The sequence below is a fragment of the Amycolatopsis sp. VS8301801F10 genome, assembly GCF_046195355.1.
Taxonomy (GTDB): domain Bacteria; phylum Actinomycetota; class Actinomycetes; order Mycobacteriales; family Pseudonocardiaceae; genus Amycolatopsis.
This window is the reverse complement of the sequence record NZ_CP176065.1, coordinates 1,341,840-1,366,693: the sequence shown is the minus strand read 5'-3', so window position 1 is coordinate 1,366,693 and position 24,854 is coordinate 1,341,840. Positions and strand designations below refer to the sequence as shown.

Annotated in this window: 21 protein-coding genes and 1 tRNA gene; 10 read left to right on the top strand and 12 right to left on the bottom strand. The window is 68.8% G+C overall.

Going from position 1 to position 24,854, the window contains the following annotated elements:
* The 3 genes from F9C11_RS06615 to F9C11_RS06605 all read left to right on the top strand — a co-directional run bounded on the left by F9C11_RS06615 (position 1) and on the right by F9C11_RS06605 (position 2,175).
* On the top strand, positions 1–804 hold the full coding sequence (locus F9C11_RS06615) for an ABC transporter ATP-binding protein (protein WP_409186828.1): 804 nt from the start codon (positions 1–3) through the stop codon (positions 802–804).
* The gene (locus F9C11_RS06610; RefSeq protein ID WP_409184019.1) at positions 792–1,436 is read left to right on the top strand and encodes a hypothetical protein; all 645 of its coding nucleotides are present in this window, start codon (positions 792–794) and stop codon (positions 1,434–1,436) included. Before F9C11_RS06615 ends, F9C11_RS06610 begins: the two co-directional genes overlap by 13 nt.
* A 409-nt stretch (positions 1,437–1,845) precedes the next feature.
* On the top strand, positions 1,846–2,175 hold the full coding sequence (locus F9C11_RS06605) for an effector-associated constant component EACC1 (RefSeq protein ID WP_409184018.1): 330 nt from the start codon (positions 1,846–1,848) through the stop codon (positions 2,173–2,175).
* A gap of 62 nt (positions 2,176–2,237) precedes the next feature.
* On the opposite strand, the gene pknB is transcribed toward F9C11_RS06605, so the two are convergent.
* The 7 genes from pknB to F9C11_RS06570 form a co-directional block, all read right to left on the bottom strand.
* Positions 2,238–4,226: a Stk1 family PASTA domain-containing Ser/Thr kinase gene (gene pknB / locus F9C11_RS06600; RefSeq protein WP_409184017.1), complete on the bottom strand. Its 1,989-nt coding sequence runs from the start codon at positions 4,224–4,226 to the stop codon at positions 2,238–2,240.
* Positions 4,223–5,476 (bottom strand): serine/threonine-protein kinase, encoded by a 1,254-nt coding sequence (locus tag F9C11_RS06595; protein WP_409184016.1) that lies wholly within the window; start codon positions 5,474–5,476, stop codon positions 4,223–4,225. Before F9C11_RS06595 ends, pknB begins: the two co-directional genes overlap by 4 nt.
* Before the next feature lie 3 nt (positions 5,477–5,479).
* Complete coding sequence (locus F9C11_RS06590) at positions 5,480–6,943, bottom strand: peptidoglycan D,D-transpeptidase FtsI family protein (protein WP_409184015.1); 1,464 nt, start codon at positions 6,941–6,943, stop codon at positions 5,480–5,482.
* Complete coding sequence (locus tag F9C11_RS06585) at positions 6,940–8,427, bottom strand: FtsW/RodA/SpoVE family cell cycle protein (RefSeq protein ID WP_409184014.1); 1,488 nt, start codon at positions 8,425–8,427, stop codon at positions 6,940–6,942. The genes F9C11_RS06590 and F9C11_RS06585 overlap by 4 nt, the downstream gene beginning before the upstream one ends.
* On the bottom strand, positions 8,427–9,803 hold the full coding sequence (locus F9C11_RS06580; protein ID WP_409184013.1) for a PP2C family protein-serine/threonine phosphatase: 1,377 nt from the start codon (positions 9,801–9,803) through the stop codon (positions 8,427–8,429). Before F9C11_RS06580 ends, F9C11_RS06585 begins: the two co-directional genes overlap by 1 nt.
* Positions 9,800–10,261 carry an FHA domain-containing protein gene (locus tag F9C11_RS06575; RefSeq protein WP_037718919.1) on the bottom strand — a complete coding sequence of 154 codons (462 nt, stop codon included), beginning with the start codon at positions 10,259–10,261 and terminating at the stop codon, positions 9,800–9,802. Before F9C11_RS06575 ends, F9C11_RS06580 begins: the two co-directional genes overlap by 4 nt.
* 102 nt (positions 10,262–10,363) lie before the next feature.
* Positions 10,364–11,590: an FhaA domain-containing protein gene (locus F9C11_RS06570; RefSeq protein ID WP_409184012.1), complete on the bottom strand. Its 1,227-nt coding sequence runs from the start codon at positions 11,588–11,590 to the stop codon at positions 10,364–10,366.
* 130 nt (positions 11,591–11,720) lie between these two features.
* On the opposite strand from F9C11_RS06570, the gene F9C11_RS06565 reads away from it, so the two are divergent.
* From F9C11_RS06565 to F9C11_RS06555, 3 genes are all read left to right on the top strand, one after another.
* Positions 11,721–11,806: transfer RNA gene (locus tag F9C11_RS06565), tRNA-Leu, on the top strand.
* 574 nt (positions 11,807–12,380) lie between these two features.
* Positions 12,381–12,506 carry a hypothetical protein gene (locus tag F9C11_RS06560; RefSeq protein ID WP_409184011.1) on the top strand — a complete coding sequence of 42 codons (126 nt, stop codon included), beginning with the start codon at positions 12,381–12,383 and terminating at the stop codon, positions 12,504–12,506.
* Positions 12,507–12,569: 63 nt separating this feature from the next.
* Complete coding sequence (locus F9C11_RS06555) at positions 12,570–14,582, top strand: NB-ARC domain-containing protein (RefSeq protein WP_409184010.1); 2,013 nt, start codon at positions 12,570–12,572, stop codon at positions 14,580–14,582.
* On the opposite strand, the gene F9C11_RS06550 is transcribed toward F9C11_RS06555, so the two are convergent.
* From F9C11_RS06550 to F9C11_RS06530, 5 genes are all read right to left on the bottom strand, one after another.
* On the bottom strand, positions 14,583–16,202 hold the full coding sequence (locus F9C11_RS06550; protein ID WP_409184009.1) for a hypothetical protein: 1,620 nt from the start codon (positions 16,200–16,202) through the stop codon (positions 14,583–14,585).
* Positions 16,203–16,250: 48 nt separating this feature from the next.
* On the bottom strand, positions 16,251–16,586 hold the full coding sequence (locus F9C11_RS06545; protein WP_009085592.1) for a hypothetical protein: 336 nt from the start codon (positions 16,584–16,586) through the stop codon (positions 16,251–16,253).
* Positions 16,587–16,622: 36 nt separating this feature from the next.
* Complete coding sequence (locus F9C11_RS06540) at positions 16,623–17,357, bottom strand: S1 family peptidase (protein ID WP_409184008.1); 735 nt, start codon at positions 17,355–17,357, stop codon at positions 16,623–16,625.
* 124 nt (positions 17,358–17,481) lie between these two features.
* Positions 17,482–18,237 carry a S1 family peptidase gene (locus tag F9C11_RS06535; protein WP_409184007.1) on the bottom strand — a complete coding sequence of 252 codons (756 nt, stop codon included), beginning with the start codon at positions 18,235–18,237 and terminating at the stop codon, positions 17,482–17,484.
* A 122-nt stretch (positions 18,238–18,359) separates the two neighbouring features.
* Positions 18,360–18,734 carry an FKBP-type peptidyl-prolyl cis-trans isomerase gene (locus tag F9C11_RS06530; protein WP_409184006.1) on the bottom strand — a complete coding sequence of 125 codons (375 nt, stop codon included), beginning with the start codon at positions 18,732–18,734 and terminating at the stop codon, positions 18,360–18,362.
* A 163-nt stretch (positions 18,735–18,897) separates the two neighbouring features.
* Between F9C11_RS06530 and F9C11_RS06525 the strand changes: the two genes are divergently transcribed.
* The 4 genes from F9C11_RS06525 (at position 18,898) to F9C11_RS06510 (ending at position 24,854) form a co-directional block, all read left to right on the top strand.
* Positions 18,898–22,116, top strand: coding sequence for a penicillin acylase family protein (locus F9C11_RS06525; protein ID WP_409184005.1), 3,219 nt, complete (start codon positions 18,898–18,900; stop codon positions 22,114–22,116).
* A gap of 126 nt (positions 22,117–22,242) precedes the next feature.
* Complete coding sequence (locus F9C11_RS06520; RefSeq protein ID WP_409184004.1) at positions 22,243–23,283, top strand: trans-sulfuration enzyme family protein; 1,041 nt, start codon at positions 22,243–22,245, stop codon at positions 23,281–23,283.
* A gap of 237 nt (positions 23,284–23,520) precedes the next feature.
* Positions 23,521–24,255 (top strand): hypothetical protein, encoded by a 735-nt coding sequence (locus F9C11_RS06515; protein ID WP_409184003.1) that lies wholly within the window; start codon positions 23,521–23,523, stop codon positions 24,253–24,255.
* Entirely contained in the window at positions 24,255–24,854 is a 600-nt protein-coding gene (locus F9C11_RS06510) for a class F sortase (RefSeq protein WP_409184002.1), read from the top strand. Before F9C11_RS06515 ends, F9C11_RS06510 begins: the two co-directional genes overlap by 1 nt.

Sequence of the window (24,854 nt, the reverse complement as noted above, 5' to 3'; positions counted from 1 at the left end):
CTGATCCGGCTCAGCGGAGTCGGAAAACGGTACGGCGGCGGCGAACCCGTCCTGACGCACATCGATTTCGAGGTGCCCGCCGGGCGGGTGGCCGGCATTCTCGGCGCCAACGGATCGGGCAAATCGACGCTGCTGCGGATCCTCGCCGGGGTGTCGCGGCCGTCGTACGGCGACCTCGCCGGAACCCCGGCGGTCGGCTATCTGCCGGACCGGTTTCCCGGCGGTCAGCGGCTGAGCGCGCGGGCGTACCTGCGGCATCTCGCGCGGATTCGCGGGCTGGCTGACCTGTCCGGAATCGACCCGCTGCTGAAGCGGCTCGCTTTGGTCGGCAGCCCGGACGCGCAGCTGCGCACGCTGTCGAAAGGCAACGCGCAGAAAGTCGGCTTGGCGCAAGCCGTTCTGGCCGAGCCGGACCTGCTGATCCTCGACGAACCCTGGTCCGGGCTCGACGTCGGCACGCACACGGTGCTCGGCGAACTGGTCGCGGAAACCCGGGCCCGCGGCGCGAGCGTCGTGTTCACCGACCATCGGCCGGACGTCGTGCGCGAACACGCCGACGACGTGTACCGGCTCGACTCCGGCCGGATCTCGCCGCTGGAAACGCATCCGGAACGGAAGCGGATCACGCTGCTGCCGGTGTCGTCGAGCGTCGACAACTGGTCCGCTGAACCAGGCGTGCACACGGTCACCGATCAGGCAGGCGGCGTGGTCCTGACTGTCGACGCCGAGCATGCCGACGCCGTGCTGCTGCGCGCACTGTCCGGCGGCTGGTCCGTGCGGGAGGTGGCACCGTGCTCGCAGTGAGCCGTTATTACTTGGCGCTGCTGGGACATTCGCAGCGGTACTTGCCTGCCGGGCTCGCGTACCTCGCGTTGTGCTCGATCCTTTACGCAGACCCGAGTTCGCCAGTGCTTCCGCTGTACGGCGTGAGCGGCGCGGGGGTTCTCGTACTCGGCTGCTGGCTCACGATCGCGTTGCTGGACATCGAAGATCCGGTGCAGCGCTTGATCACCCTCAACCACGCCGGCGGCAACCGCAAAACCATCGGCGGCGCGGTACTGACGGTTTTCGCCTGCACCCTGGTGTGCACGCTGGCGACTGTCGCGTGGTCCGCGGCGCATCGGAATCAGTTGCATTGGCAGATCGTCAGCGCCGGTTTGGCAACACATTTGGCCTGCGCGCTGGTCGGTATCGCGATTGGCCTGCCGTGCTCGCGGCTGCTGGTCTCACGCATCGGCTGGACGGTGCTCGCCGCGGTTCTCGTACTCGGCGCGGTGCTGCTGGGGAAATGGGTTCCGGTGGTGCATCCGCTGCTGGAGGCGTTGATGAGCGGCACTCCATACGGCGGCCCGCTCGCGTTGGCGATCGGCACTTCGGTGGGGTTGCTGGCGGCGAGCATGGCCGTGGTGGGCGCGGTCTCGGCGCGCCGGTCTTGAACAAGGGGGAGGTTTCAAGCTGACCGCGGACACAAACTCGAATTGGAATGCGGCTCGGGCGACGACTCCGCACAAGTGCTCGCCGCGCTGCAGAAATTCCTCGACCAGAAGTCCTGACCGAATAAGCGCCCTGCCCGATCCGGAGCTGTCTCGGCCCACCGCAGGAATATTCTTCCTTTGGGGGTCCCGGCTTCTGCGGCGACGATCCGGCCGATGAATATCGCGATTCCGACTGCCTTGTCGCTCGGGGCGCTCAGGTGCCTCTTCGCGCTGGTCAAGCAGCTTCTCCGGCAGCTCCGGGCGGATTATGCTGCAAATTGCAGTAAGCAAATGCCGATTTGGGGGTTCCCGCCCCGGTGGCGAGTCGGTTACCCTCGCGCCGTCTGTTGGGCCCGCGAGGGGAGCATCCGTGACGGCAGGGATCGCCGCGATCACCGTGGACGGCTCCGCGGACGAGTTGCAGCACCTGGTTTCCTGGCTTGGCGCCGAGGATGAACTAGCCGGGCGCGTGCGGCTCGCCGGGCCGGGAAGCGGCGTGGTCGTGATGGTGAGCAGCCGGTCGGCGGGCACCTTCTGCCGGTCGCTCTTCGGCTGGTTGCGCGGCCAGCGCGACGGACGGCGGGTGTCGCTCACCGTGAAACGTTCCGGGGCCGTCGAGGAGCTGGACGTCGACTGCGGAGGCGGGCACGACGTCGACGAGGTGCTCGCCAGCGTGCGGAGCTTCCTCGACCAGGACTGATCGGCCGGCGCGAAAAAAGGGCCCGCACGGTGCGTACCGTGCGGGCCCTCCTTACGTGCGGGTCAGCCGTTGTTGTGGATGCCGCCCGGCGGGAAGATCCCGCCGCCGGAGCTGGACGTCGGCGAGCCGCCGCTGCCGTCGTCCTGCTTGATCGTCAGCGTGATCGACTGGGTCGGGCTGATCTGGCTGCCTGCCTGCGGGTTCTGCTTCACCACGGTGTTGGGCTGGCCGCTGCCGCTGTGTGTCGTCTGCGTCTGGATGCTGCCCGACCAGCCCATGCTCTGCAGCTTCTGCGTCGCCTGGTCCTCGGTCATCCCGGTCAGATCCGGCATCTGGATCTGCTGCGGGCCGGACGACACGGTCAGCCGCACCGTGCTGTTCGGGGGCAGGTTGCCGCCGTTCGGCTGCTGGTTGATGACCTGGTCCTTCGGCTGGTCCGAGGCCTGGTCGGTGCGCTTGACCTGGAAACCCGCGTTCTCCAGGATCTGCTTCGCCGTCGCGTAGTCCTTGCCGACCGTGTTCGGGACTTCCTTCTGGTTGACGCCCGATCCGACGACGATGTCCACCGGCGTGCCCTCGGGGCTCGAGGAGTTCGCGGTCGGGTTCTGCGACACGACCTTGCCGACGTCGCTCGGGTTGTCGACCGGCTGCGAGGTCGTGTTGCCGAGCTTCAGCTTCGCCTGCTCGAGCGCCGACTTCGCCTCCTCCGCCGACTTGCCGCGCAGGTCCGGCACCGTGGTGTTGCCCGGCTGCACGCCGACGGTGAGGGTGATCGTGGAGGTGGTCGACACCGTCGCGCCGACCTGCGGGTCGATCGCGATGACCTTGCCGATCTGGTCCTCGGAGCACGTCAGGCCGCCGGGGTTGCTCGCCTCCGTCCCGCACACCACGTTCTTGTTCGGCGCGAACGACGAGAAGCCCGCCTGCTGCAGTGCCGCTTTCGCCTGCACCACCTGCTGGTTGACCACCGGCGGGATCTGCGCGGTCTCGTTCTTGTCGCGGAACGATCCGCTCAGCCAGAAGATCAGCAGCACCACGCCCGCCACGAGCAGCGCGGCGATCACCCCGAAGATGATCCGGCGGCGGCGCTTGGCGCGCGGATCCTCTTCCGGCTCGTCGGCGTAGTCGTCGTAGGCCTGCGGCTGGCGCCGGTCGGCGTTCATCACCTGGGTGCGCTCGTCGTCCGACATCACCATCGGGGCCGACGGACGCTGCCCGGACAGCGTGCGGACCAGGTCCGAGCGCATTTCCGCGGCCGACTGGTACCGGTTCGCCGGGCCCTTGGCCAGCGCCTTCAGCACCACCGCGTCCAGCTCCGGCGACACCGCCGGGTTCACCGACGACGGCGGGTTCGGGTCCTCCCGCACGTGCTGATACGCCACCGCGACCGGGGAATCGCCGGTGAACGGCGGCTCGCCGGTGATCAGTTCGTACAGCACGCAGCCTGCCGCGTAGACGTCCGAGCGGGCGTCCACCGATTCGCCGCGCGCCTGCTCCGGCGAGAGGTACTGGGCGGTGCCGATGACGGCCGCGGTCTGCGTCATCGCCGACTGGCCGTCGTGCATGGCGCGCGCGATGCCGAAGTCCATCACCTTGACGGCGCCGTTCTTCGTGATCATCACGTTCGCCGGCTTCACGTCGCGGTGCACGATGCCGTGCCGGTGCGAGAAGTCGAGCGCGGCGCAGACGTCGGCCATGACCTCCATCGCGCGCTTCTGCGACAGCGGGCCCTCGGTCTTGACGATGTCGCGCAGCGTCCGGCCTTCGACGTACTCCATCACGATGTAGGGCAGCGGCCCCACGTCGGTGTTCGCCTCGCCGGTGTCGTACACGGCGACGATCGCGGGATGGTTCAGCGCGGCGGCGTTCTGCGCCTCGCGCCGGAACCGCTCCTGGAACTGCGGATCGCGGGCGAGGTCCGCGCGCAGGACCTTGATCGCGACTTCCCGGCCCAGCCGCACGTCGTGCCCGTGGTGGACCTCGGACATACCGCCGTACCCGAGCGTGTCGCCCAGCTCGTACCGATTGGAGAGCAGTCTGGGTGTCGTCATCGCTTCGTGCCGTTCCATTCCGTCCAAGGTGTGGTCATCATGCCTTGCAGGCCCTGGGCCTCGCTCGTGCCGGCGGGCGTGGCGGAGGTCGGTTCGCTCCCGTTGTCCACGCTTCGCGGCGGTCCGCCGTTGCCGGCCGACACCACTCTCGCGATCAAGAACGCCACGGCCACCAGGACCACGACGATGACCACCGCGAGCAGCACCCACCAGCCCCACTGGTTCCGTTTCGGCGGCGGGACCGGCGGACCCGGTGGACCCGGCGGACCCGGCGGTCCTGGCGGAGCCGAGAGCGGCCGGAACGCCGGGTTGGAACTGGGCCCGACCGGCGCGCCGGGAGCCGCCTGCGGGACCGGCGGCACCGGCGGCGCCTGCCCCGCCGCGTAGGCGGCGTTGACCACGCCGAGCGGGGTGGGCAGCGGGCGGCCGGCGCGGACCGCGGCGATCGCGCCGGCGAACTCGCCGCCGCTCGCGTACCGCTGCCGGGGGTCCTTCACGAGCGTCGCCTCGATCACCGCCCGCGCGCCCGGCGGGACGTCCGGCGGCAGCGGCGGCGGGACGTCGCGGATGTGCATCATCGCGACCGTCACCGCGTTCTCGGACAGGAACGGCCGGTGCCCGGCGAGGCATTCGTACCCGCACACGGCGAGCGAATAGACGTCGCTGGCCGGTTCCGCGTCCTGGCCGAGCGCCTGCTCCGGCGCGATGTAGTGCGCGGTTCCCATCACCATGCCGGACCGGGTGACCGGGGCGGCGTCGGCGGCCTTGGCCACGCCGAAGTCGGTGATCTTCACCTTGCCCGCGGGGGTGACCAGGATGTTGCCCGGTTTCACGTCGCGGTGCACCAGGCCCTGCTCGTGCGCGGCCTGCAGCGCGGTGCCCGCCTGCTCGAGCAGGTCGAGCGTGTAGTCCGCGGTGAGCCGCCCGTGCTTGGCGAGGATGCCCGCGAGCGGATCGCCCTCCACGTACTCCATCACCAGGTACGCGATGGACAGGTCCTCGTTGACCGTCTCGCCGTAGTCGTGCACCGCGGCGATCCCGGCGTGGTTGAGCGAGGCGGTCATCCGTGCCTCGGTGCGGAACCGGTGCAGGAATTCGGCGTCGCCGGACAGTTCGGCTTTCAGCACCTTGACCGCGACGACCCGGTCGAGCCGGGTGTCGCTCGCCTGCCAGACCTCGCCCATCCCGCCGACGGCGATCCGGTTCGTCAGCTTGTAGCGCTCGGCCAGCAGCTGACCCGAGGACAGCATCGGCTATCCACCCCCGAGCCGGGCGGCGATGGCGGCACGGCCGATCTCGGCGGCCACCGTGCCGCCGGTCGCGGCCAAACCGCGGTTGCCGCCGTTCTCGACGATGACCGACACGGCGATCTGCGGGTTGTCCGACGGCGCGAACGCGGTGTACCACGCGTGCGGCGCGGTGTTCTTCGAATCGGCGCCGTGCTCGGCGGTACCGGTCTTCGAGGCGATCTTCAGCGCGTCGTTCTTGCCGCCGCCCTTGGTGAAGGACTCCGACGCGATCATCATGTCGGTGAGGATCTTGTTGTTCTCCGGCGACAGCGCGGGCTTGCCGGTGAGCTGCTCCGGGTCGACGTTCTCGACCGTCGACAGGTCCGGGGCCAGGATCGACTGGATCAGCTGCGGCTTCATCGCGTAACCGTTGTTCGCGACGGTCGCCGAAAGCAAGCAGTCCTGCAGCGGGGTGAGCCGGACGTCGCGCTGGCCGATGCCGCTCTGGTAGAGCGCGCCGGGCGAGTCGAGCGGGCCGACGGTCGAGCCGACGACCCGCATCGGGACGGTCAGGTCGTTCTGCCCGATGCCGAAGTTGGCCGCGGCCGCCTTCAACTTGTCCGCGCCGAGCTGGCCGGCGAAGGTCGCGAACGGGACGTTGCACGAGTGCGCCAGCGCGTCCTTGAACGTGTTGCCCGGGCAGGTCTCGCCGCCGTAGTTCTCCAGCGTCGTGTTCGTGCCCGGCAGCTGCACGTTCGGCGCGGTGCTGACCTGGGTGTCCGGGCCGATCCCGCTCTCCAGCGCCGCGGCGGCGGTGACGATCTTGAACGTCGACCCCGGCGGGTAGTTCTCCGAGATCGCCCGGTTCAGCATCGGGTTGTTCTTGTCCTTGGAGTAGGCCTCCCACGCCTTGTTCTGGTCGGTGCCGTGCGTCGCCAGCTGGTTCGGGTCGTACGACGGGGTCGAGACCATCGCCAGGATGCGGCCGGTCTTCGGCTCCATCGCGACCACCGCGCCGGTGTAGCCGCGCTTGGTCATCAGGTCGTAGGCGGCCTTCTGCACCTTCGGGTCGATGGTGAGCTTCACGTTGCCGCCGCGCGGGTCGCGGCCGGTGACCATGTCCGACAACCGGCGGACGAACAGCCGCGGGTCCGACCCGTTCAGCACGTCGTCCTCGGCGCGCTCCAGCCCGCCCGCGCCGTAGTTGATCGAGTAGTACCCGGTGACCGGGGCGTACATCGGACCGTCGGCGTAGGTGCGGAAGAACTTGAACTTGTCGGTCGAGGGCTTCACGCCGGCGAGCACGGTGCCGTCCGGCGTGACGATCTGGCCGCGCTGCCGGGAGTACTCGTCGTAGAGCACGCGCTGGTTGCGCGGATCGGTGCGGTACGTGTCGGCCTTGATGACCTGGACGTAGGTGTCGTTGGCCAGCAGCAGCACGATCATCGCGAGCATCGCCATGCCGACCTTGCGCAGGGGGGCGTTCACGCGGTCCTCCCGTTCGGGTCGCCTTCGGCTGGCGGACGCCGCACCATCACGGTGTGCGCCTCGGCGATCGGAGCCTGCGGCTGCTGCGGCTTCGGCCGGGTGGCCGGCCTGCGCGCCGCGTCCGAAATGCGCAGCATCAGGGCGACCAGGATGTAGTTCGCCAGCAGCGAAGAGCCGCCGTAGGACAGGAAGGGCGCGGTGACGCCGGTTTCCGGGATGAGCGCGGTGACGCCGCCGACGACCACGAAAATCTGGATCACGATGGTGAAGGCGAGCCCGCCGCCGAGCAGTTTGCCGAACGTGTCGCGCACCGCCAGCGCGCTGCGCATGCCGCGCATCGCGAGCAGCACGTACAGCATCAGCACCGCGGCCAGCCCGATGAAGCCGAGTTCCTCGCCGATCGCGGCGGTGATGAAGTCGGTGCTCGCGGCGGGCGGGATGTCCGGGCGGCCGGCGCCGAGCCCGGTGCCGCCGACGCCGCCGGTGCCGAGCCCGAACAGGCCCTGCGCGAGCTGGTAGCTGCCGCCCAGCACGTCGTAGCGCGGGCCGGTGGGGTTGAGCCAGTTCTCCACCCGCTGCTGGACGTGGCCGAACAGGTTGTAGGCGATGAGGCAGCCGCCGACGAAGAAGGTCAGCCCGACGACGACCCAGATCGCGCGCTCGGTCGCGACGTAGAGCATCACCAGGATGATGCTGAAATACAGCAGCGACGTGCCGAGGTCCTTCTCGAACACGAGCACGCCGATCGCGACGGCGGCGGCGATCAGGATCGGGCCGAGATCACGGGCGCGCGGCAGCTCCACGCCGAGGAACTTCTTGCCCGCCACCATGAACAAGTCGCGTTTGGACACCAGGAACGACGCGAAGAACACCATCAGCAGCAGCTTCGCGAACTCGCCCGGCTGGATCGAGAAGAACGGCAGCTTCAGCCACACCTTCGCGCCGCCGGCCTCGGACAGGCTGGCGGGCAGCACCGCGGGCAGCGCGAGCGCGCCGAGCCCGACGAGCCCGCAGATGTAGCTGTAGCGGGTCAGCGTGCGGTGGTCGTTGATCACCACCAGCACGACCACGAACAGCACCAGCGAAACCGCGGTGAACAGCAGCTGCTTGGTGATCTCCGGCGAGTACTCCTTGCCGCGCTGCAACGCGGATTCGGCCTTCGCCAGATCGAGCCGGTGAATCATCACCAGCCCGATCCCGTTCAGCAGCGCGACGCACGGCAGCAGCACCGGGTCGGCGTACGGAGCCCACCGGCGCACGGCGAGGTGCGTCGTGGCGAGCACGCCGAGGTACGCGAGTCCCACCCACAGGATCGAGAGCGTCAGCTCCTGCTCCTGGTTGGCTTCGACGATGACCAGGGCCAGGGTGACGATGCCCGCGGCGAACGCCAGCAACGCGAGCTCCGTGCCCCTGCGCTTGGGGAGGTCTCGCGGCGGATTCGTGGCGAACTGGGCGGACGTCGGGTCGGCCAGCGGCTGGCCCATCAGTTACCGCCCCCCGTCGGCGGCGTACCCGCCGTCGAGCAGTCCCTCCCCGCAGGCTGGTTCGCCGACGAAGGTGTGCCGCCCGGCGGCGCCACGCTGGACGAGGGCGCGCCCGAGGAGGGGACGCCCGGAAGGGTGGTCGGCTTGCAGTCCGACAGCTTCTTCTTGAGACGCAGGAAATCGTCGATGTACTTGCGCGCGTCGTCGAGGCTTTCGCGCTTCACGCCGTTCTGCACGGCGATCCGCGCGTCCTCCTGCAACGCGGAGACGCGGAGCTTGTCGGTGCACAACTGGCCCGGCGGGCACGAGCCCTGCTCGAGCGAGTGCAGGTCGATGCCGAGAATGCTGCCCGGGACGCCGCGGTAGATCACGACCTCCTGATCGGGGCCTTCTCCGACGTAGTACTGGCTGAGCACGAAGTATCGAGTCGCGATCGCGGCGGCGCCCAGCACAATCAGCACCACGACCGCTCCGACGAGCCAGCGAAACCGTTTCCGCCGCTTCGCCTTCGGGTCCTCTTGCGGGGCTTGCGGTTCCTGCCTCGGCGGAGGCGGCGGCTGAGTCAGCGCGCGCGCCCTGGCCGCGGGGGAATCGCCCTGATGCATCTCGTCGCTGCCGTCGCCGGCGGCTCCGCCGACGATCGGGGCGTCGTCGCCGAAATCGACGTCGACCACGTCGGCGATGATGACGGTCACGTTGTCCGTGCCGCCGCCCTTGAGCGCCAGCTCGATCATCCGGTCGGCGCAGTCCTGCGGATCCGGGATCTGCACGGCCTCGGCGAGCGTCTCGTCGCTGACCATTCCGGACAATCCGTCGGAGCAGATCAGGTACCGGTCACCGGGACGCGCCTCGCGCACGGTCAGGCTCGGCTCGACCTCGTGTCCGGTGAGCGCCTTGAGCAGCAGCGACCGCTGCGGGTGCACCGCCGCCTCTTCCGGCGTGATGCGGCCCTGCTCGAGCAGTTCGTTGACGAAACTGTCGTCCCGGGTGATCTGGGCGAACTGGCCGCCGCGCAGCAGATACGCGCGCGAGTCGCCGACGTGGACCAGACCAAGCCTGTTCCCGGCGAACAGGACGGCGGTCAGCGTGGTGCCCATGCCGTCGAGATCGGGGTCCTGGGACACCAATTCGGCGATCGCCGCGTTGCCGTTCTGGACGGCTTCGCGAAGCTGGGCGAGCAGGTCGTCGCCCGGCTCGTCGTCGTCGAGCGGGGCGAGCGAGGCGATGACGACCTTGCTGGCCACCTCACCTGCGGCGTGCCCGCCCATGCCGTCGGCGAGCGCGAGAAGGCGCGGGCCGGCGTAGACGGAGTCCTGGTTGTTGGAACGCACCAGGCCCCGGTCGCTGCGGGCCGCGTAGCGGAGGACGAGAGTCATGGGCGAAGCTCGATCACCGTCTTGCCGATCCGGATGGGGACTCCGAGCGGGACCCGGAGGGGTGCAGTGACCTTAGCCCGGTCGAGGTAGGTCCCGTTCGTCGAGCCCAGATCTTCCACGTACCAGTCCTCCCCGCGCAGCGCGATCCGGGCGTGCCGGGTCGATGCGTAGTCGTCGTCGAGCACCAGCGTCGAGTCGTCGGCCCGGCCGATGAGGATCGGCCGCCCGTCGAGCGCGATGCGGGTGCCCGCGAGAGCCCCGTGTGTCACGAGCAGTTGCTGCGGGGCCTTGCTGCCCCGCGGCTTCTTCTCCTTGTTGCGGCGGAAGGACGGCACCTGGACCCGCAGGCCCGACGCGGCGTAGAGGTCCGAGCGCACGACTCGGAGCGCGGCGAACACGAAGAGCCAGAGCAGCACGAGAAAGCCCACTCTGGTGAGTTGAACGACCAGCTCTGGCACTTGTTGTGTCCGCTCCCGCCTGTGCCTGCAAGCCGCGGCGCCACGCGCGCCGCGGTTCCCCCCGCAAGACAATTCTGCGGGAACCCCGTGGACGGTCTGCGCTCAGCCCTGGGTTCGGAACACCAGGGACGAATGACCCACCCGGATCACGTCGCCGTCCGCCAGCTGCCACGTCTGCACCGGAGTGCCGTTGACCGTGGTCCCGTTGGTCGACCCGATGTCGGCGAGCGTCGCGCTCTGCCCGTCCCAGGTGATCTCCAGGTGCCGCCGCGAAACGCCGGTGTCCGGGAGCCGGAAGTCGGCGTCCTGCCCGCGGCCGACGACGTTGCCGCCCTGCTTGAGGGAGTAGGTGCGGTTGGAACCGTCGTCCAGCTGGAGGCTCGCCTGAAGCTGGCGGCCCGCGGCCGGAGCGCCCTGCTGCGCGTACGGGTCCTGGCCGTAAGCCGCCTGCGGCTGCGCGCCGTACTGGTCGTACCCGCCCTGCTGGCCGTAGCCCTGGTCGTAGCCGGCCTGCGGGGCCTGCCCGTAACCCTGGTCATAGCCGGCCTGCGGAGCCTGCCCGTAACCCTGGTCGTACCCGCCCTGCGGAGCCTGGCCGCCGTAACCCTGGTCGTAGCCGCCCTGCTGGCCGTAGCCCTGGTCGTACCCGGCCTGCGGGGCCTGCCCGTAACCCTGGTCGTAGCCGGGCTGCGGGGCCTGGCCGCCGTACTGGTCGTAGCCCTGCGCGGGGGGCTGGCCGCCGTAGCCCTGGTCGTAGCCCTGCTGCGGCTGACCGCCATAACCCTGGTCGTACCCGGGCTGCTGGCCACCCTGCTGTCCGTAGCCGTACTGGCCCTGCTGGCCGTACGGGTCACCCTGGTCGTATTGGCCGTAGCCGGGGGGCTGGCTCATTGGTGGGTCTCCTGCGTTGCTGGGTCGTGCCGACCGTGACGGCCCTGGTCCCGCAGTGGCGCGGGCGTCGGGATCGACGGACGAACGGGTCTTGAACTGTCCAGTATGCAGCGCCTCGTTGCGCTCGAGTGATACGACGACGTCACCATAGGTGTCCCAGCCCTGCGCGGCGAGGTGTTCCGCCACCGCCTTCGCGAGAACCCCGGTGACCCGCTGCTCATCGCCGGCCATGCGATCGTGGTCAGCCGCCCCCAACGACACGATGTAGTGATTCGGGGCGAGCTGCCGACCGCCTGCCAGCTCACGAACGTTCTCCTCGCCTTCCCTCTCGAGCGCAACCGCCACTTCCTGCGTGACGACGTTGCCGCCGAACATGCGCGCGAAAGTATTCCCCACCAGGTTCTCGAGCCGCCTGTCGAAGCGCTCAACGCGACCCACCGGGGACAACCTCCTCACACGTGTGCTTCCGCATCGATCCTATCCGGGGTTGGAAGGGTTGGGCATGCCCCCGGTGAAACCCGTCAGAAGGCCCTGCTAAGCTTTGCTGGCTGCCTCAAGGAAGCAACTCGGGCGAGTGGCGGAATGGCAGACGCGCACGGTTCAGGTCCGTGTGTCCGAAAGGACGTGAGGGTTCAACTCCCTCCTCGCCCACCATGGTCAGAGCCCCAGCCGCTTGCGCGACTGGGGCTCTTTTCCGTTGTCGGTCGTTCCTTCTCCCGGGGGCCGAGCCCCCGGACCCCCGCGGTGCCTTCGGTGCGGTTGGCGGGCAGGTGCCTTGCGTCGGGTGTGGTCCAGGGCACAGGTGGCGGCCGGTCTGGTCATCGCGTATTCCTCTTTCCCCATGGGTGAGTCGGTAAGTTTTCGGGCGGTCTGACTGAGGGGGGCGGGGGCGATGGGTCGGGGCGTGGAGGGGCGGGTCGCGCGGTATTTCGAGGGGGACTGGCGGGAGTCGGTTCAGGTTGTCGTGCTGGGGCGGGTCAGAGCGGGGAGGGATCGGCGGCGGAGGCGGGACCGGCGGGCGTTGGGGTGTGTCGCGGAGGTGGTGCTTGAGGTTCTCGCCCACCTCGCTTGGCCTTTTATGGCGCTGTGGGAGTTGGTGAGTGTTCCGAAGCGGCGCCGGAGAGCGGTGGCTGTGGCTAGTGGGCCTGCTCGGGGAGAGGCGTTTGGGGTGGCGTCTCGGTTGAAAGAGTGCGGTGGAGAGATAGCTGTGGTGCGAGGGGCGGCTCGGGTGGCGTTGGTCGAGATCGGGGACTCCGCGCCGATCGTGGTGTGGCAGGGGAGTGCGCAGTGGAGTCCTTCGCCTGCTTGTTTGTATTGGGACGACGGCTCGATGTTGCTGCTCGCGCCGCGGTGAAAGGCTGGACACGGACCGTGACGCTTCCGGTAGCCTGAACCGGGACCAGCTGGCGGGGGAACAGTGAGCGACGGCAACTACTTCGACGGCCAGGCGGACAAGGTCTTCCAGGCACGCAACGTATACGGCGACGTCCATTTCCACGGGCCGCGGCAGCCTGCGGCACCGGCTCTGCGAGTACCGGCGCCGCCGGCGCACTACCGGAACAACGAGCGCCAGCTGGCCGCGCTCACTCGCATTCATGACGAGGCTCCTGACCGGGTCGCGATCGCGGTCGTGCGTGGCGCTCCGGGCAGCGGGCGGACGACGCTGTGCGAAACCTGGCTGCATCAGCACCGGGAGCGGTTCGACCGGTTTTACTCCGTGCGCGTGGGGCATCGGGCGGGCGCCGACGTGCTGGCCGAGTTGTTGTCCAAGCTCGGATACGGGCCGGACGAGATGCAGGCGAGTCTTGAGGGGCGCGCGGCGATGTGGCAGTCACGGACTGCCGAATTCAAGGTCGCGTTGCTGGTCGACGACGCGTTGAGCGCGGCGGAAGTCAAGGCGCTGCTGCCGACGCACCCCGGTTCGTACGTGCTCGTCGTCGGGTCCGGGCTGGACGCGCTGCGGGCCCGGTATTCCGCTCGCGAGGTCGAGCTGGAGCCGTTGAGCGACGAGGCCGCGCTGGGCGTTCTGACCGAACTCGTGGGCGCGGAAAAGCTCGAAGCGGAGCCGGAAGAGAGCGAAGAGCTGCTTCGGATTTGCGCCGGGTCCGCTGCGGAACTCAATGTCGCGGGCATGATTCTCGCGCGCCAGGGCGGGACGGTGCGGCGGCTGATCGCGCGCATCCGGGCGAAAGGCGCACTGGCCAGCGCGGTGTTCGACGTCGCTTATGACCTGCTGAACGAACGGGAACAAGCGGTCTACCGGTTCTTCGGCGCGCACCCGGGCAGCGGCGACGTCCGGCTGGAAACCGTCGCGGCGGTGCTCAGCCTCGACGAGTTCGACGCTGAGGACGCGTTGCAGAAACTGGTTTCCGCCAAGCTGATCGAGGTGCTCCGGGGCCGGTACCGGATGTCCGAGCTGGCCCGTCTGCACGCCGCCGGGCTGGCTGGCGAGCTTTCCGGCAGCGTGGTCGAGTACTACGCGAAGCACGGGCTGAAAATCGCGGAAAGCGCGCTTTCTACTGGCTGGCCGAAGCGGATTTGGCCGAGTTTCGCCGCGGCGGCGGTGCCCGCGGCGGAGGCCTGGGAGTGGTTGTTCGCCGAGCAGGCGAACCTGCTCGCCGCGGCGGACGTCGCGTTGCAGGCGGGGGCGCACGAGGACGTCATCCGGCTGGCGCGGGCGTTGTGGCCGGTCTGCAAGGACGGCGCGTACCCAGCGGAATTGGCGGCGGTGAGCCAGGACGCGGTCCAGGCCGCGCAGGCCGCGGGAATGCCGCTTGCCGAAGGATTGGTTCGCACACAGCTCGGGTTCGCCCGGATGCAACTGCGGGATTGGGCCGCGGCGCAGGAGCAGTTCGCCGCGGTGGCTGAGTTGGCCACGAGCGCGGAGGAACACGCGTCCGCGTGGGAAGCGCGGGGGCTCGCGTTTTTCGAACCGGGATGGATCGCCCGGCAGCAGGGGCGGGCGGAGGACGCGACTTCGTTGTTGGGGCAGGCGGAAGCCTGCTTCCGGGAAAGTCTCGCGCTGGCCGAGGAGATCGGCAGCGATCGTCGGCTCGCGTTGATCCGGATGCATTTGGCCAAGGTCGTCGCGCCGGAAGAAGCGGCTGTCCTGCTGGCGCAAGCGGAGCAGGGGCTGAAGAACGAGCCGGGCAATCTGGTGAAGGTCCGGCTGTGGCAGGGGCGGAAGCTGATCGAGGCCGGCTCGTACGAGGAAGGCGCGGCGGTGCTGGCCGAACTCGACTCGGCGGCGGAGCAGGCCAACCTGCAGCGGGAGCGTATTGCCGCGTTGTGGTCCCGGGCGGAGGCGGCGGTGGCCCGGGGTTTCCGCGATCAGGCGAAGGCGCACGCGAAGGACGCGCTGAACATCGCGCGGATGCACGGGTTCACGGCCGAGGCAGCCGATCTCCTGGTCTGGCTCGAGCGGCTCTGACTATCCATAGTGGACAGTAAGCCGCGCTTCGTGCTTGCGGCCGCCCGCGGTGAAGGGCAGCTGTTCGGGGAAATCGAGGCCTAGCGCGGCGCGCGTGTACAGCAGCGACGGCACGGCTTGCGGCAGGTCGGTGCCGGTGAAGGACATCACCAGACCGTCGCGGCTGCCCGCCAGCCAGCCCGGTCCAGCCGGGCACGCGGCCCATTCGCAGCCGGGGTTTTCGGCCAGGGTGATGGCGATCCAGCGGCCCGGGTCGGGAAAACGGTCTCCCAGCACGACGTCGGCGCGGCGCAGCAGCCGCGGATCGGGGCCGTCGACGTGGACGACCAGATGTGCGTCGGCGATTTCGGCGGCGAATCGGGTGACTTCGTCGCCGCGGACCTGGACCCATTGCGCGCCGGGTTCCGGGCGTTGAACGCGGGGCAGCGGGAACGCGGTGAATCCGGCCGGTTCGGCTGGTGGCGGGAGCCGCAGCGCGCGGTAGCCGAGTTCGGTCAGGAGGGCTGCGGATTGGCCGGGGACGCTGGTGGCCAGTTCGGTCGCGGCGACCAGGTCAGCTGGCTGGGTCGCGGTGCGCAGCTGGTCGGCCAGGTTTTCGTCGGTCAAGGAGGGGGCCGCGCGCAGCAGAGCAGCTACCGGGGACTCCGGATCGACAGCTTCGTGCGGTGCGGTGGCCAGCAGGACCGGGGTGCCCAGGCAGGCGGAGTAATAGGTGACGGAGCCGTGGTCGCCGACCGTGACGTCGGCGGCGACCGCGGCCGGCTGCCACAGATCTTCTTCCGGCAGGACGATTACGCCCGCGCGCTCGCATTTTCGCAACCACATTTCCAGCTGCCACGGGTAATGGCCCTGGCCGATGTTGGGATGCAGTGCCAGTACGACGGCGAATTCGTCCAGCGGCAGTTGCTGGGCGATGCGTGCGGGGAGGTCCGGGCCGGATCCGTAGGAGGAGAGGTGGCCCCACGTGGACGAAATCAGCACCAGGGTTTGTTCCCCGGTTACGCCTAGCGCCTGGCGGTAGGACTCGCGCAGCTCCCGGGCGTCTCGCAGGCGGTCGAGGCAGGAATCTCCGGCGATGACGGCGTGGTCGGCGGCTTCCGGGCAGTACTGCCGCAGCCGGGCGAGCTGTTCGGGGTGGGACAGGACGTGGTGTTCGGCGATCACCTCGCCGTCATGCATCAGCCATTGCTCGGACAACCCGAAAACCGGTTTCCGGTTTCCGGTTTCCGGTTTCCGGTTTCCGGTTTCCGGTTTCCGGTTTCCGGTTTCCAAGAATTTATTGTACCCCATTCCGTGCGGCAAAACCGTCAGCGGAGCGCGCAATTTATGCAGATCCCCGCCGTAACTGGCCGCCAGTGCCCAGTCGAAGTCCTCCGTCACGACGTCTTCCCACGGTTCCAGCGGGATGCCGCGCGCGGCGAGGTACTCCTCCGTCCCCCGGGTGAACGCGCTCGAGTCCGGGCACGTGAACACCACCTGCACCCTGGGGTCACCGGCGAACAACGGCAGTACGTCCAGCAGCCGGGTCGCCGCGGTGACGTTGTGCACTACCGCCAGCAGCGTCCGTTCCGTGGGCACGGTGCGCCATCGGCGCGGTACGGGGAAAGACGACGACGGCACGGAGAGCGATCCTACCGATCGCGCTCCGTGCCGGTCGCTCGAAAAGCCTCAGAGGCTGATATTGCCTTGTACGTCACGCAGCTGAACGACCTTGGCCCCTTCGGCCACGGTGCCGACGTGGTTGGTCACCCCGCCGCTGCGGGCTTCCTGGTGCACTTCGAACTCGGTGCGCAGCGCCGCGCCGAATTCCGGGTCCTGGCGGCTGACCTCGTCGAGGCGTTCGGCCAGCGCGGTCACCGTGGCCGGGTTGTCGGGGGTGGCCGCTTCCAGTTCCGCGGTGGCCTTGCTGTTGCCCGAGAACTTGCGCTTGACCAGGTCATACAGTCCGGTCGCGGCCTTCGTGGCCAGCGCGGTGGCGACAGCGGTCAAGATCGGCTCGGGCATGCGGCTCTCCTCAGGTCGACGGCCCCTCCACCGTACTCACTTCGCGTGCTCGTCGATCCAGTCGGCAATCACATCGATGCGCGACGTCGTTTCCGCGCCGGTGTGCGGGCAGTCCGGGCCGTTGTTCTCGATTGAGATCAGCTTGCCGTCGGTGAAATACGGTGCGCCGGTGTCGAAGGCGCACGCGCTGGTGGACGCCGACGGCGAGACGCCGTGAATGCCGACTGTCGTGCCGCCGACCGAGGAGATCTTCATCGTGCCCTGCTGCAACTGCTTGGACGGCACCGGGTTCTGCGCCGTCCGGCTGCCCCATCCGGCCAGCGTGACCTGCTGTCCGACCCCGGGCACCAGGTGGTTCACCGTGAGCGGCGTGACGTCGGTGACCGGACTGTCCAGCTTCGCCAGCGCGACGTCGTTCGGTCCGGCTTGCAGCACCTGCGTGACCTTGCGCTGGACGCCTTTCTCCTTCGTCTCGTCGACCAGGCCCAGCGACACCGTCGTCGGGTACGGCACCGGGCCGGACACCCGGTTCTTGTTGGCATCGTGGAAACAGTGGCCGGTGGTGACGATCCACTGCGGCGCGACGAGCGCGGCCGAACAGAAGCTCGAGTACGTGCTTCCGTTCGGCCGCGGGATTCCGGTCATGCTCAGCTTCGCGGCGAAGCCGAATTGGCCCGCGGGGACGTCGGAACCGTTGGCGACGGCCAAGGCCGGGCTCGCGGTGAGGATGGGCAGGGCAACTGCTGCGGAGATCGCGGCGCGGACGCGCATTCTGTCCCTTCGTCCGGGTCACCGGCGGATGCCGATGAACTCGGCCTTCCACGCTAACGACACCGTCCGGCAGGCGGAATTCCCTTGATGGGCGACGAAAACCGACCGATCTCGCGACTTGCCCTCACACCGCGTGGGTGGCGATCCATCCCGCGAGGATGTCGGCGCGCGAGGTGGTCTCGGGCGTCGAGTGCGGGCAGTCCGGACCGGTCGACTCGACCGACACGAGGCGGCCGGAGGCGCCTTCGGCGACGAAGTACGGCGCGCCCGAGTCGTAGCTGCACGCGCTGGTGTCCTTCTGCGGCGCGACCCCGACGACGCTCGCGGTGGTGGCGTCGGAGCCGACGACCCGCATCGAGCCCTGCCGCAGTTTGTCCGACGGCTTAGGGGAAACCTCGGTCAGGCTGCCCCAGCCGGCGAGGGTCACCTGCTGCCCGGTGACCGGCGCGGACGGCGAAACGGTCAGCGGCGCGATGTCGGTGACCGGGGCGTCGAGCTTGGCCAGCGCGACGTCGTTCTTGCCCGCCTGCAGCACCTCGGTGACCTTGCGCCGTTCGCCCTTGCCCGGCTGGTCGACATTCGTGCCGAGAAGAACCGAAGTCGCATACGGAACCGGGCCGGAAACCGGCTTGCGATTGACGTCGTGGAAACAGTGTCCCGCGGTGACAATCCACTGCGGCGCGATGAGGGAACCCGAGCATCCGCTCGAATAAGTGGTGCCGTCCGCGCGCGGGATGACCGGCATGGACAGCTTGGCCGCGAACGGATACTCGCCGGGCGCCACGTCGTTGCCGTTCGCGACCGCGGACGCGGGAGCCGCGACGGCCAGCGCGGCGCCGGCGGCGAGGAAAGCAGCGGAAAGGGCGGCACGCAAACGCATGAAATATCCTCCGGAAGACGACTGCTCAACGCGAACGTTAGGCGCCTTCCAGTTCCCCCGAAAGGGGGATCAGCCGGGGCTGCCCGATCGGGCTTGCCCGGCTGCCCGCGTTTCTTTCCGGCTCAGTTCACGTCGACGAGATCGACGACGAAAATCAGCGTTTCGTTCGGCGCGATCACGCCGCCCGCGCCGCGTTCGCCGTACGCCAGGTGCGGCGGGATCACCAGCTGCCGGCGGCCGCCGACCTTCATGCCGGTCACGCCCTGGTCCCAGCCCGGGATGACCTGTCCCGCGCCGAGCTGGAAATCGAGCGGCGCGCCGCGGTCGTAAGAGGCGTCGAATTGCGCGCCGGTGGAGTGCGAGACCCCCACGTAGTGCACGCTGACAGCGTTGCCCGAGGTGGCTTCGGGGCCGTCGCCGACAGTGATGTCCTTGATCTGCAGCTCGGCGGGCGGCGGGCCGTCCGGGCGCTCGACTTGGGGCTTTTCCACGCTCATGGGGCTCACCGTACCTATCGCTGAATCGCTGCGCCGGATGGAGTACCGCCGGATGGACTACTCCCAATAGGGGGATAAACGCGAAAACTCTTCACATGTGCACTACCCGTCGGTAGCGTGCGCTGGGTCACCCTGGGGCATCCTTCGTGGACGGAGCTGTGGCATGCGACGACGCATTCCCATCCTGGTCGCGGGCGCGGTAGCCGTGCTCACGGCCGGCCTAGTGCAGATCGGGACCGCGGCACCGGCTTCCGCCGCGTTGCCCGGCAACGACTATTGCGCGGGCCAGTGCAACGACATCCTCCCGCCGGGCGAGAACGGCAGCGCGACGCTCGCCGAAATCCTCGCCAACAAGGCGTTCGGCACCCAGCCCGGGCATGCCGACGACCAGCTCGGCAAGTACGCCGACCTGGCGGGCGGCTACAAAACGCTGACGACCGACACGATCGGCAAATTCTTCAACGACTCCTCCTTCGGCGTCCCTGCCGACCAGGTCGCGAGCACGCTGAAACCGCGCGACGACGTGACGATCACGCGCGACAAGGCCACCGGCGTCCCGCACATCCAGGGCACGACGCGGTCCGGCACCGAATACGGCGCGGGATACGCCGCGGCGCAGGATCGCTTGTGGCTCATGGACATCATGCGCCGGGTCGGCCGCGGCCAGCTGACGTCGTATGCCGGCGGCGCGGAAGCGAACCGCGAGCTGGAGCAGTCTTTCTTCGCCTCCGCGCCCTACACCGAGGAAGAGCTGCAGCAGCAGATCGACGCGGTGGCGGCGAGCGGTCCGCGCGGCAAGCAGGGGCTCGCCGACGCGCAGGCGTATCTCGAAGGCATCAACAAATACATCACCGATTCGCACAACGGCCGGTATTTCCCCGGCGAATACGTGCTGACCGGGCACGTCGACGCGATCACCAACGCGGGCACCATCGAACCGTTCAAGCTCACTGACCTCGTCGTGCTCGCGTCGGTGGTCGGCGCGCAGTTCGGCGCCGGTGGCGGCGGCGAGGTGCAGAACGCGGTCGCGAAGCTGGCGCTGCAGGAGAAGTACGGCGTCGAGCAGGGCGAAAAGGTGTGGCAGAGCCTGCGTGCCGCGGACGATCCCGAAGCCGTGAAGACGCTGCACGACGGGCAGAATTTCCCGTACGGCACCACTCCGGCGAATCCGCAGGGCGCGGCGTTGCCGGACAAGGGCTCGGTGACCAGCCAGCAGCTCGTGTTCGACCAGACCGGTTCGGCGGCTTCCGCGAAAGCCGAGAAGGTCAAGGTTCCCGCGCCGAAGGACCAGGAATCCGCGCGCGGCATGTTCGACAACGGCGTGCTTCCGGGCAACATGCTCAAGGAGAAGCACGGCATGTCCAACGCGCTGCTGGTGTCCGGTGCGAAGACCGCCAGCGGACATCCGGTCGCCGTCTTTGGTCCGCAGACCGGGTACTTCGCGCCGCAGCTGTTGCTGCTGCAGGAAATCCAGGGCCCGGGCATCAGCGCGCGGGGCGCGTCGTTCGCCGGGCTCAGCATGTATGTGCTGCTCGGCCGCGGCCAGGACTACTCGTGGAGCGCGACGACCGCGGCGCAGGACATCATCGACACCTACGCGCTGCCGCTGTGCGACCCGAGCGGCAAACCGGCCACCAAAGACTCGAACTACTACCTGTACCAGGGCAAATGCCTCCCGATGGACACCGTGGAGCGCAAGAACGCCTGGTCGCCGACCGTCGCGGACGGCACCGCCGCCGGGTCCTACACGCTGCGCAGCTACCGCACGAAGTACGGCCCGGTGACCTCGCGGGCGACCGTGAACGGGAAGCCGGTGGCGTACTCGTCGCTGCGGTCGTCGTTCATGCACGAGGTGGACTCGCTGATCGGCTTCCAGGAGTTCAACGACCCCGGCTACGTCAAATCGGCCGCGGACTTCCAGCGCGCCGCCAACGACGTCAACTTCACCTTCAACTGGTTCTACGCCGATTCGAAGGACATCGCGTACTTCAACTCCGGCGCGAACCCGGTGCGCAATTCCACTGTGGACCCGATGATGCCGGCGTGGGGCGATCGCGGGTTCGACTGGAAGGGCTGGAACCCGGCGGGCAACAAGGCCGAGTACACGCCCGCGGCGCAGCATCCGCAGTCGGTGAACCAGGACTACTACATCAGCTGGAACAACGCGCAGGCGAACGGCTACGCGTCCGGCGGCGCGGACAAATCCGCCGTGCACCGCGGCGATCTGCTCGACGCGCGGGTCAAGGCGCTGCTTTCCAGCGGCACCAAGGTGACCCGGGTGAACCTGACCCAGGCGATGGAGGACGCGGCGCTGGCCGACCTGCGGGCGGAGAAGGTGCTGCCGCTGCTGCTGCAGGTGCTGGACAAGGCCCCGCTCGCCGGTGCCGCGGCGGACGCCGAAGCGAAGCTGAAGACGTGGCTGCAGCACGGACACCAGCGCGTCGAGTCCGGTCCGGGAAGCAAGACCTACCACGACGCCGACGCGATCCGGATCATGGACGCGTGGTGGCCGCTGCTGGTCACCGGCGAGTTCAAACCGGCGATGGGCGACGACGCGTTCGGCGCGATGACGAACGTGCTGCAGATCAACGAAAGCCCGTCCGGTTTCCAGAACGAGACGCCGGGCAAGCACGTCGGGCAGCCGCATCAGGGTTCGGCGTATCAGCACGGCTGGTGGGGCTATGTCAGCAAGGACCTGCGCACCGCGCTCGGTCAGCCGGTGGCGGGCCCGCTCGGCGCGAAGTTCTGCGGCGGCGGCGACCTGACCGCGTGCCGGCAGATGCTGGTCGACTCGCTGACCGCGGCCGCCGGCCAGCCCGCCACCACGGTGTACCCGGGCGACGGCGACTGCTCGGCCGGCGACCAGTGGTGCGCGGACTCGATCATCCAGCGTCCGCTGGGCGGCATCGCGCACGGCAAGATCAGCACGCAGAACCGGCCGACGTTCCAGCAGGTCGTGGAATATCCCGCGCACCGCGGCGACAACGTCTCGAACCTCGCAGCGGGCAAACCGGTGAACGCTTCCAGCGCGGAAACCGGGTTCTACAACTCCCCGGCTTCGAACGCGGTCGACGGCAACGCAGGCACCCGCTGGGCGAGCGACTGGAGCGACAACCAGTCGATCACCGTGGACCTCGGCTCGGTGCAGCAGGTTTCGCGGGCGGTGCTGTCGTGGGAGAAGGCGTACGGGAAGGGGTACCAGATCCAGCTGTCCACCGACGGCACCGACTGGCACGACGCGGCTGTGGTGACGGACGGCAACGGCGGGGCGGACAACGTCTCGTTCGCGCCTTCGGACGCGCGGTTCGTTCGGATGCAGGGAGTTGCGCGCGGGACTAAGTACGGATACTCGCTGTACGAGTTCGAGGTTTACGCGCACTGACCTCGGTAGTGCCCAGACCGCCCCGGCCAGCAGGATCGGCCGGGGCGGTTCACGTTGTGGAACAGCTGACCACCTGGTGATATTCGTCGCCTGCCGTCCGGGCGGTCGCGAAGTTACCGTGTCCGCATGGACGACTGGACTCCGCGTACCCGCGCGATCGCGGCGGGCCGGCCGCACGGCCCCGGCGAGCCGCTGACCACGCCGATCGTTGCCACGAGCACCTTCGAGGCCGGGGGCGACGCGGTGTACGCGCGCTCCGACGGCACGGCTACCTGGGCTGCCTTCGAGGAGGTCGTCGGGTCGCTTGAAGGCGGCACTGCGGTCGCCTTCGCGTCCGGCGTCGCCACGTTGTCCGCGGTACTCGATTCGCTGCCAGTCGGGTCGACAGTTGCGGTTCCGTCGTTCAGTTACGCCGTCACGCGCGGAGCGTTGAAGCACGCACAGCAGCTCGGTCGCCTCACTGTCACCGAATTGGAGCCGACAGACACGCAGGCGTGGCTCGATTGCGACGCCGATCTGTTGTGGCTCGAATCCCCGACTAACCCGACGCTCGACGTGATGGAGATCGAGACCATCGCACGCGGTACGCGGGGCCGCGTAGTCGTCGACAACACCTTCGCGACTTCGCTGCATCAGCAACCACTGTCGCTCGGCGCGGACATTGTCGTGCACAGTGCGACGAAGCTCATTGGCGGACACAGCGACCTTCTGCTCGGTGTCGCGGTCGCTGCGGACCAGGACATTGTGGACGAACTTCGCGCGGCGCGTACTCGGGTCGGTGCGACGCCGGGCGCGTTGGAAACGTGGCTCGCGTTGCGCGGTTTGCGGACGCTTCCGGTGCGGCTCGCCGAGCAAACGCGTACCGCGGAATTGCTGGTGTCCCGATTGGCGGAACACCCGGCGGTAACAAAAGTTCGCTACCCCGGTTTCGGGATGATGGTGGCGTTCGAAGTCGACGGCGCCGACGCCGCCGACGCTGCCGACAAGGTGTGCGCGAGCGTCCGGTTGATCCGGCCCGCGACGAGCCTCGGCGGGGTGGAAAGCCTGATGGAGCGGCGTGCGTGGCTTCCCGGCGAGGAGCGGGTTCCGCCGGGGTTGATCCGGTTTTCCGTCGGTTTGGAAGACCCGGAAGACCTGTGGCGGGATTTGCTGACCGCGCTCGGCTGAGTTCCGCCATTTGTTCACGAGGGCTGTGCGGGTTGCCTGGCGACTGTTACGGTATGGGCACGACGAGCCGGAATTCCGGCGGCCGGGCCAGATCATCGTCGCCCGGAAGGCGTTCGTTACCGCTTTCTCTCGTGCTATTAATCACCAGCTAAAGGGTTACCCCTATGGGCTGAATGTTCGGCAGGATCAGCAGGCGCGGTGGGGGTCATCGCGCTTTTCCTCAGAGGGGTAATCATCTTGAAGAAGACCCTGGGCAGACTCGCGGGCGCAGTGCTCGCGGGCGCCCTGATCAGCCTTGCCGTCGTGCCTGCCGCGAACGCGGAGACCGCGCCGGAGAGCTCCGCCTCGGCTCCGGCCACCTCGGGCGAGACGGCTCCCACCTCGGAGGCTCCGGCCAGCAACACCGCGACGCCGACCGAGCCGGGCAAGCCGTCCGAGACGGGCAAGCCCACCGAGACGGGCAAGCCGACCGAGACGGGCAAGCCCACCGAGACCGGTAAGCCGACCGAGACGGGCAAGCCCACCGAGACCGGCAAGCCGACCGACTCCACCAAGCCGACCACGCCGACCTCGGAAACCTCCACCCCGGAGGAGCCGCCGTACGTCGACGACATCGGCTTCGGAGTCGACCTCGACGACAACCTCGGCGTCGTCGTGATCGCGTGCGCCGCCGGCGAGCCGACCGGCCTGCACTCCAACGACTTCGACCTCCTCGAGGGCCCGCACCAGGACGAGACCGACGGTCGCTACTGGGCGTGGCTGGTCAAGCGCCACGACGGCGTCTCCTTCGAGGCCGGCACTGTGCGCGCGGTCTGGACCTGCGGCGGCAAGCCGACCGACGACGGCAAGCTTCCCCCGGCGGGCGGCGCGGGCGCCGGTTCCGCTGGCACCACCGGCGGCCACGGCGGCTCGCAGGTGAAGTACGCGCCGAAGCACGGCATCGAGACCGGCTTCGGGGGCATGGCCGCCTGATGACCAGGAAGTACGGGCAGGGCGTCGCTCTCGCGGGCGCTCTGCTCCTCTCCCTCTCGCTGAGCGCGTGCGGTTCGGACGCCCCGGCGGCGCCCGCCGCGCAGCAGGCCCCGGCCAGTGCGGCGGTCCCGGTGACCAAGCCGTTCACCGGGCTGCGGCCCACCTCGGTGGAGATCCCGAAGATCGGCGCGAAATCGTCGCTGATCACCGTCCTGCCGAACAAGGACGGGCAGATTTCGGTGCCGTCGGTGAAGAATCCGATGCAGGCCGCGTGGTACCGGCTTTCGCCGGTGCCGGGCGACGTGGGCCCGGCGATCGTGCTCGGGCACGTCGACGGCAACCACAAGCCGGGCATCTTCTACAAGCTCAAGGACGTGAACCCGGGCGACGAGGTCGACGTCGAACGCAGCGACGGCAAGAAGCTGAAGTTCGTCGTGGACCACAAGGAACAGGTCCCCAAGGACACGTTCCCGACGCAGGCCGTCTTCGGCAACACGGACAAGCCGCAGCTGCGCCTCATCACCTGCGGCGGCGTGTTCGACCACGCCGAGCACAGCTACAAAGACAACATCGTGGTGTACGCGAACCTGGTGTCCTGA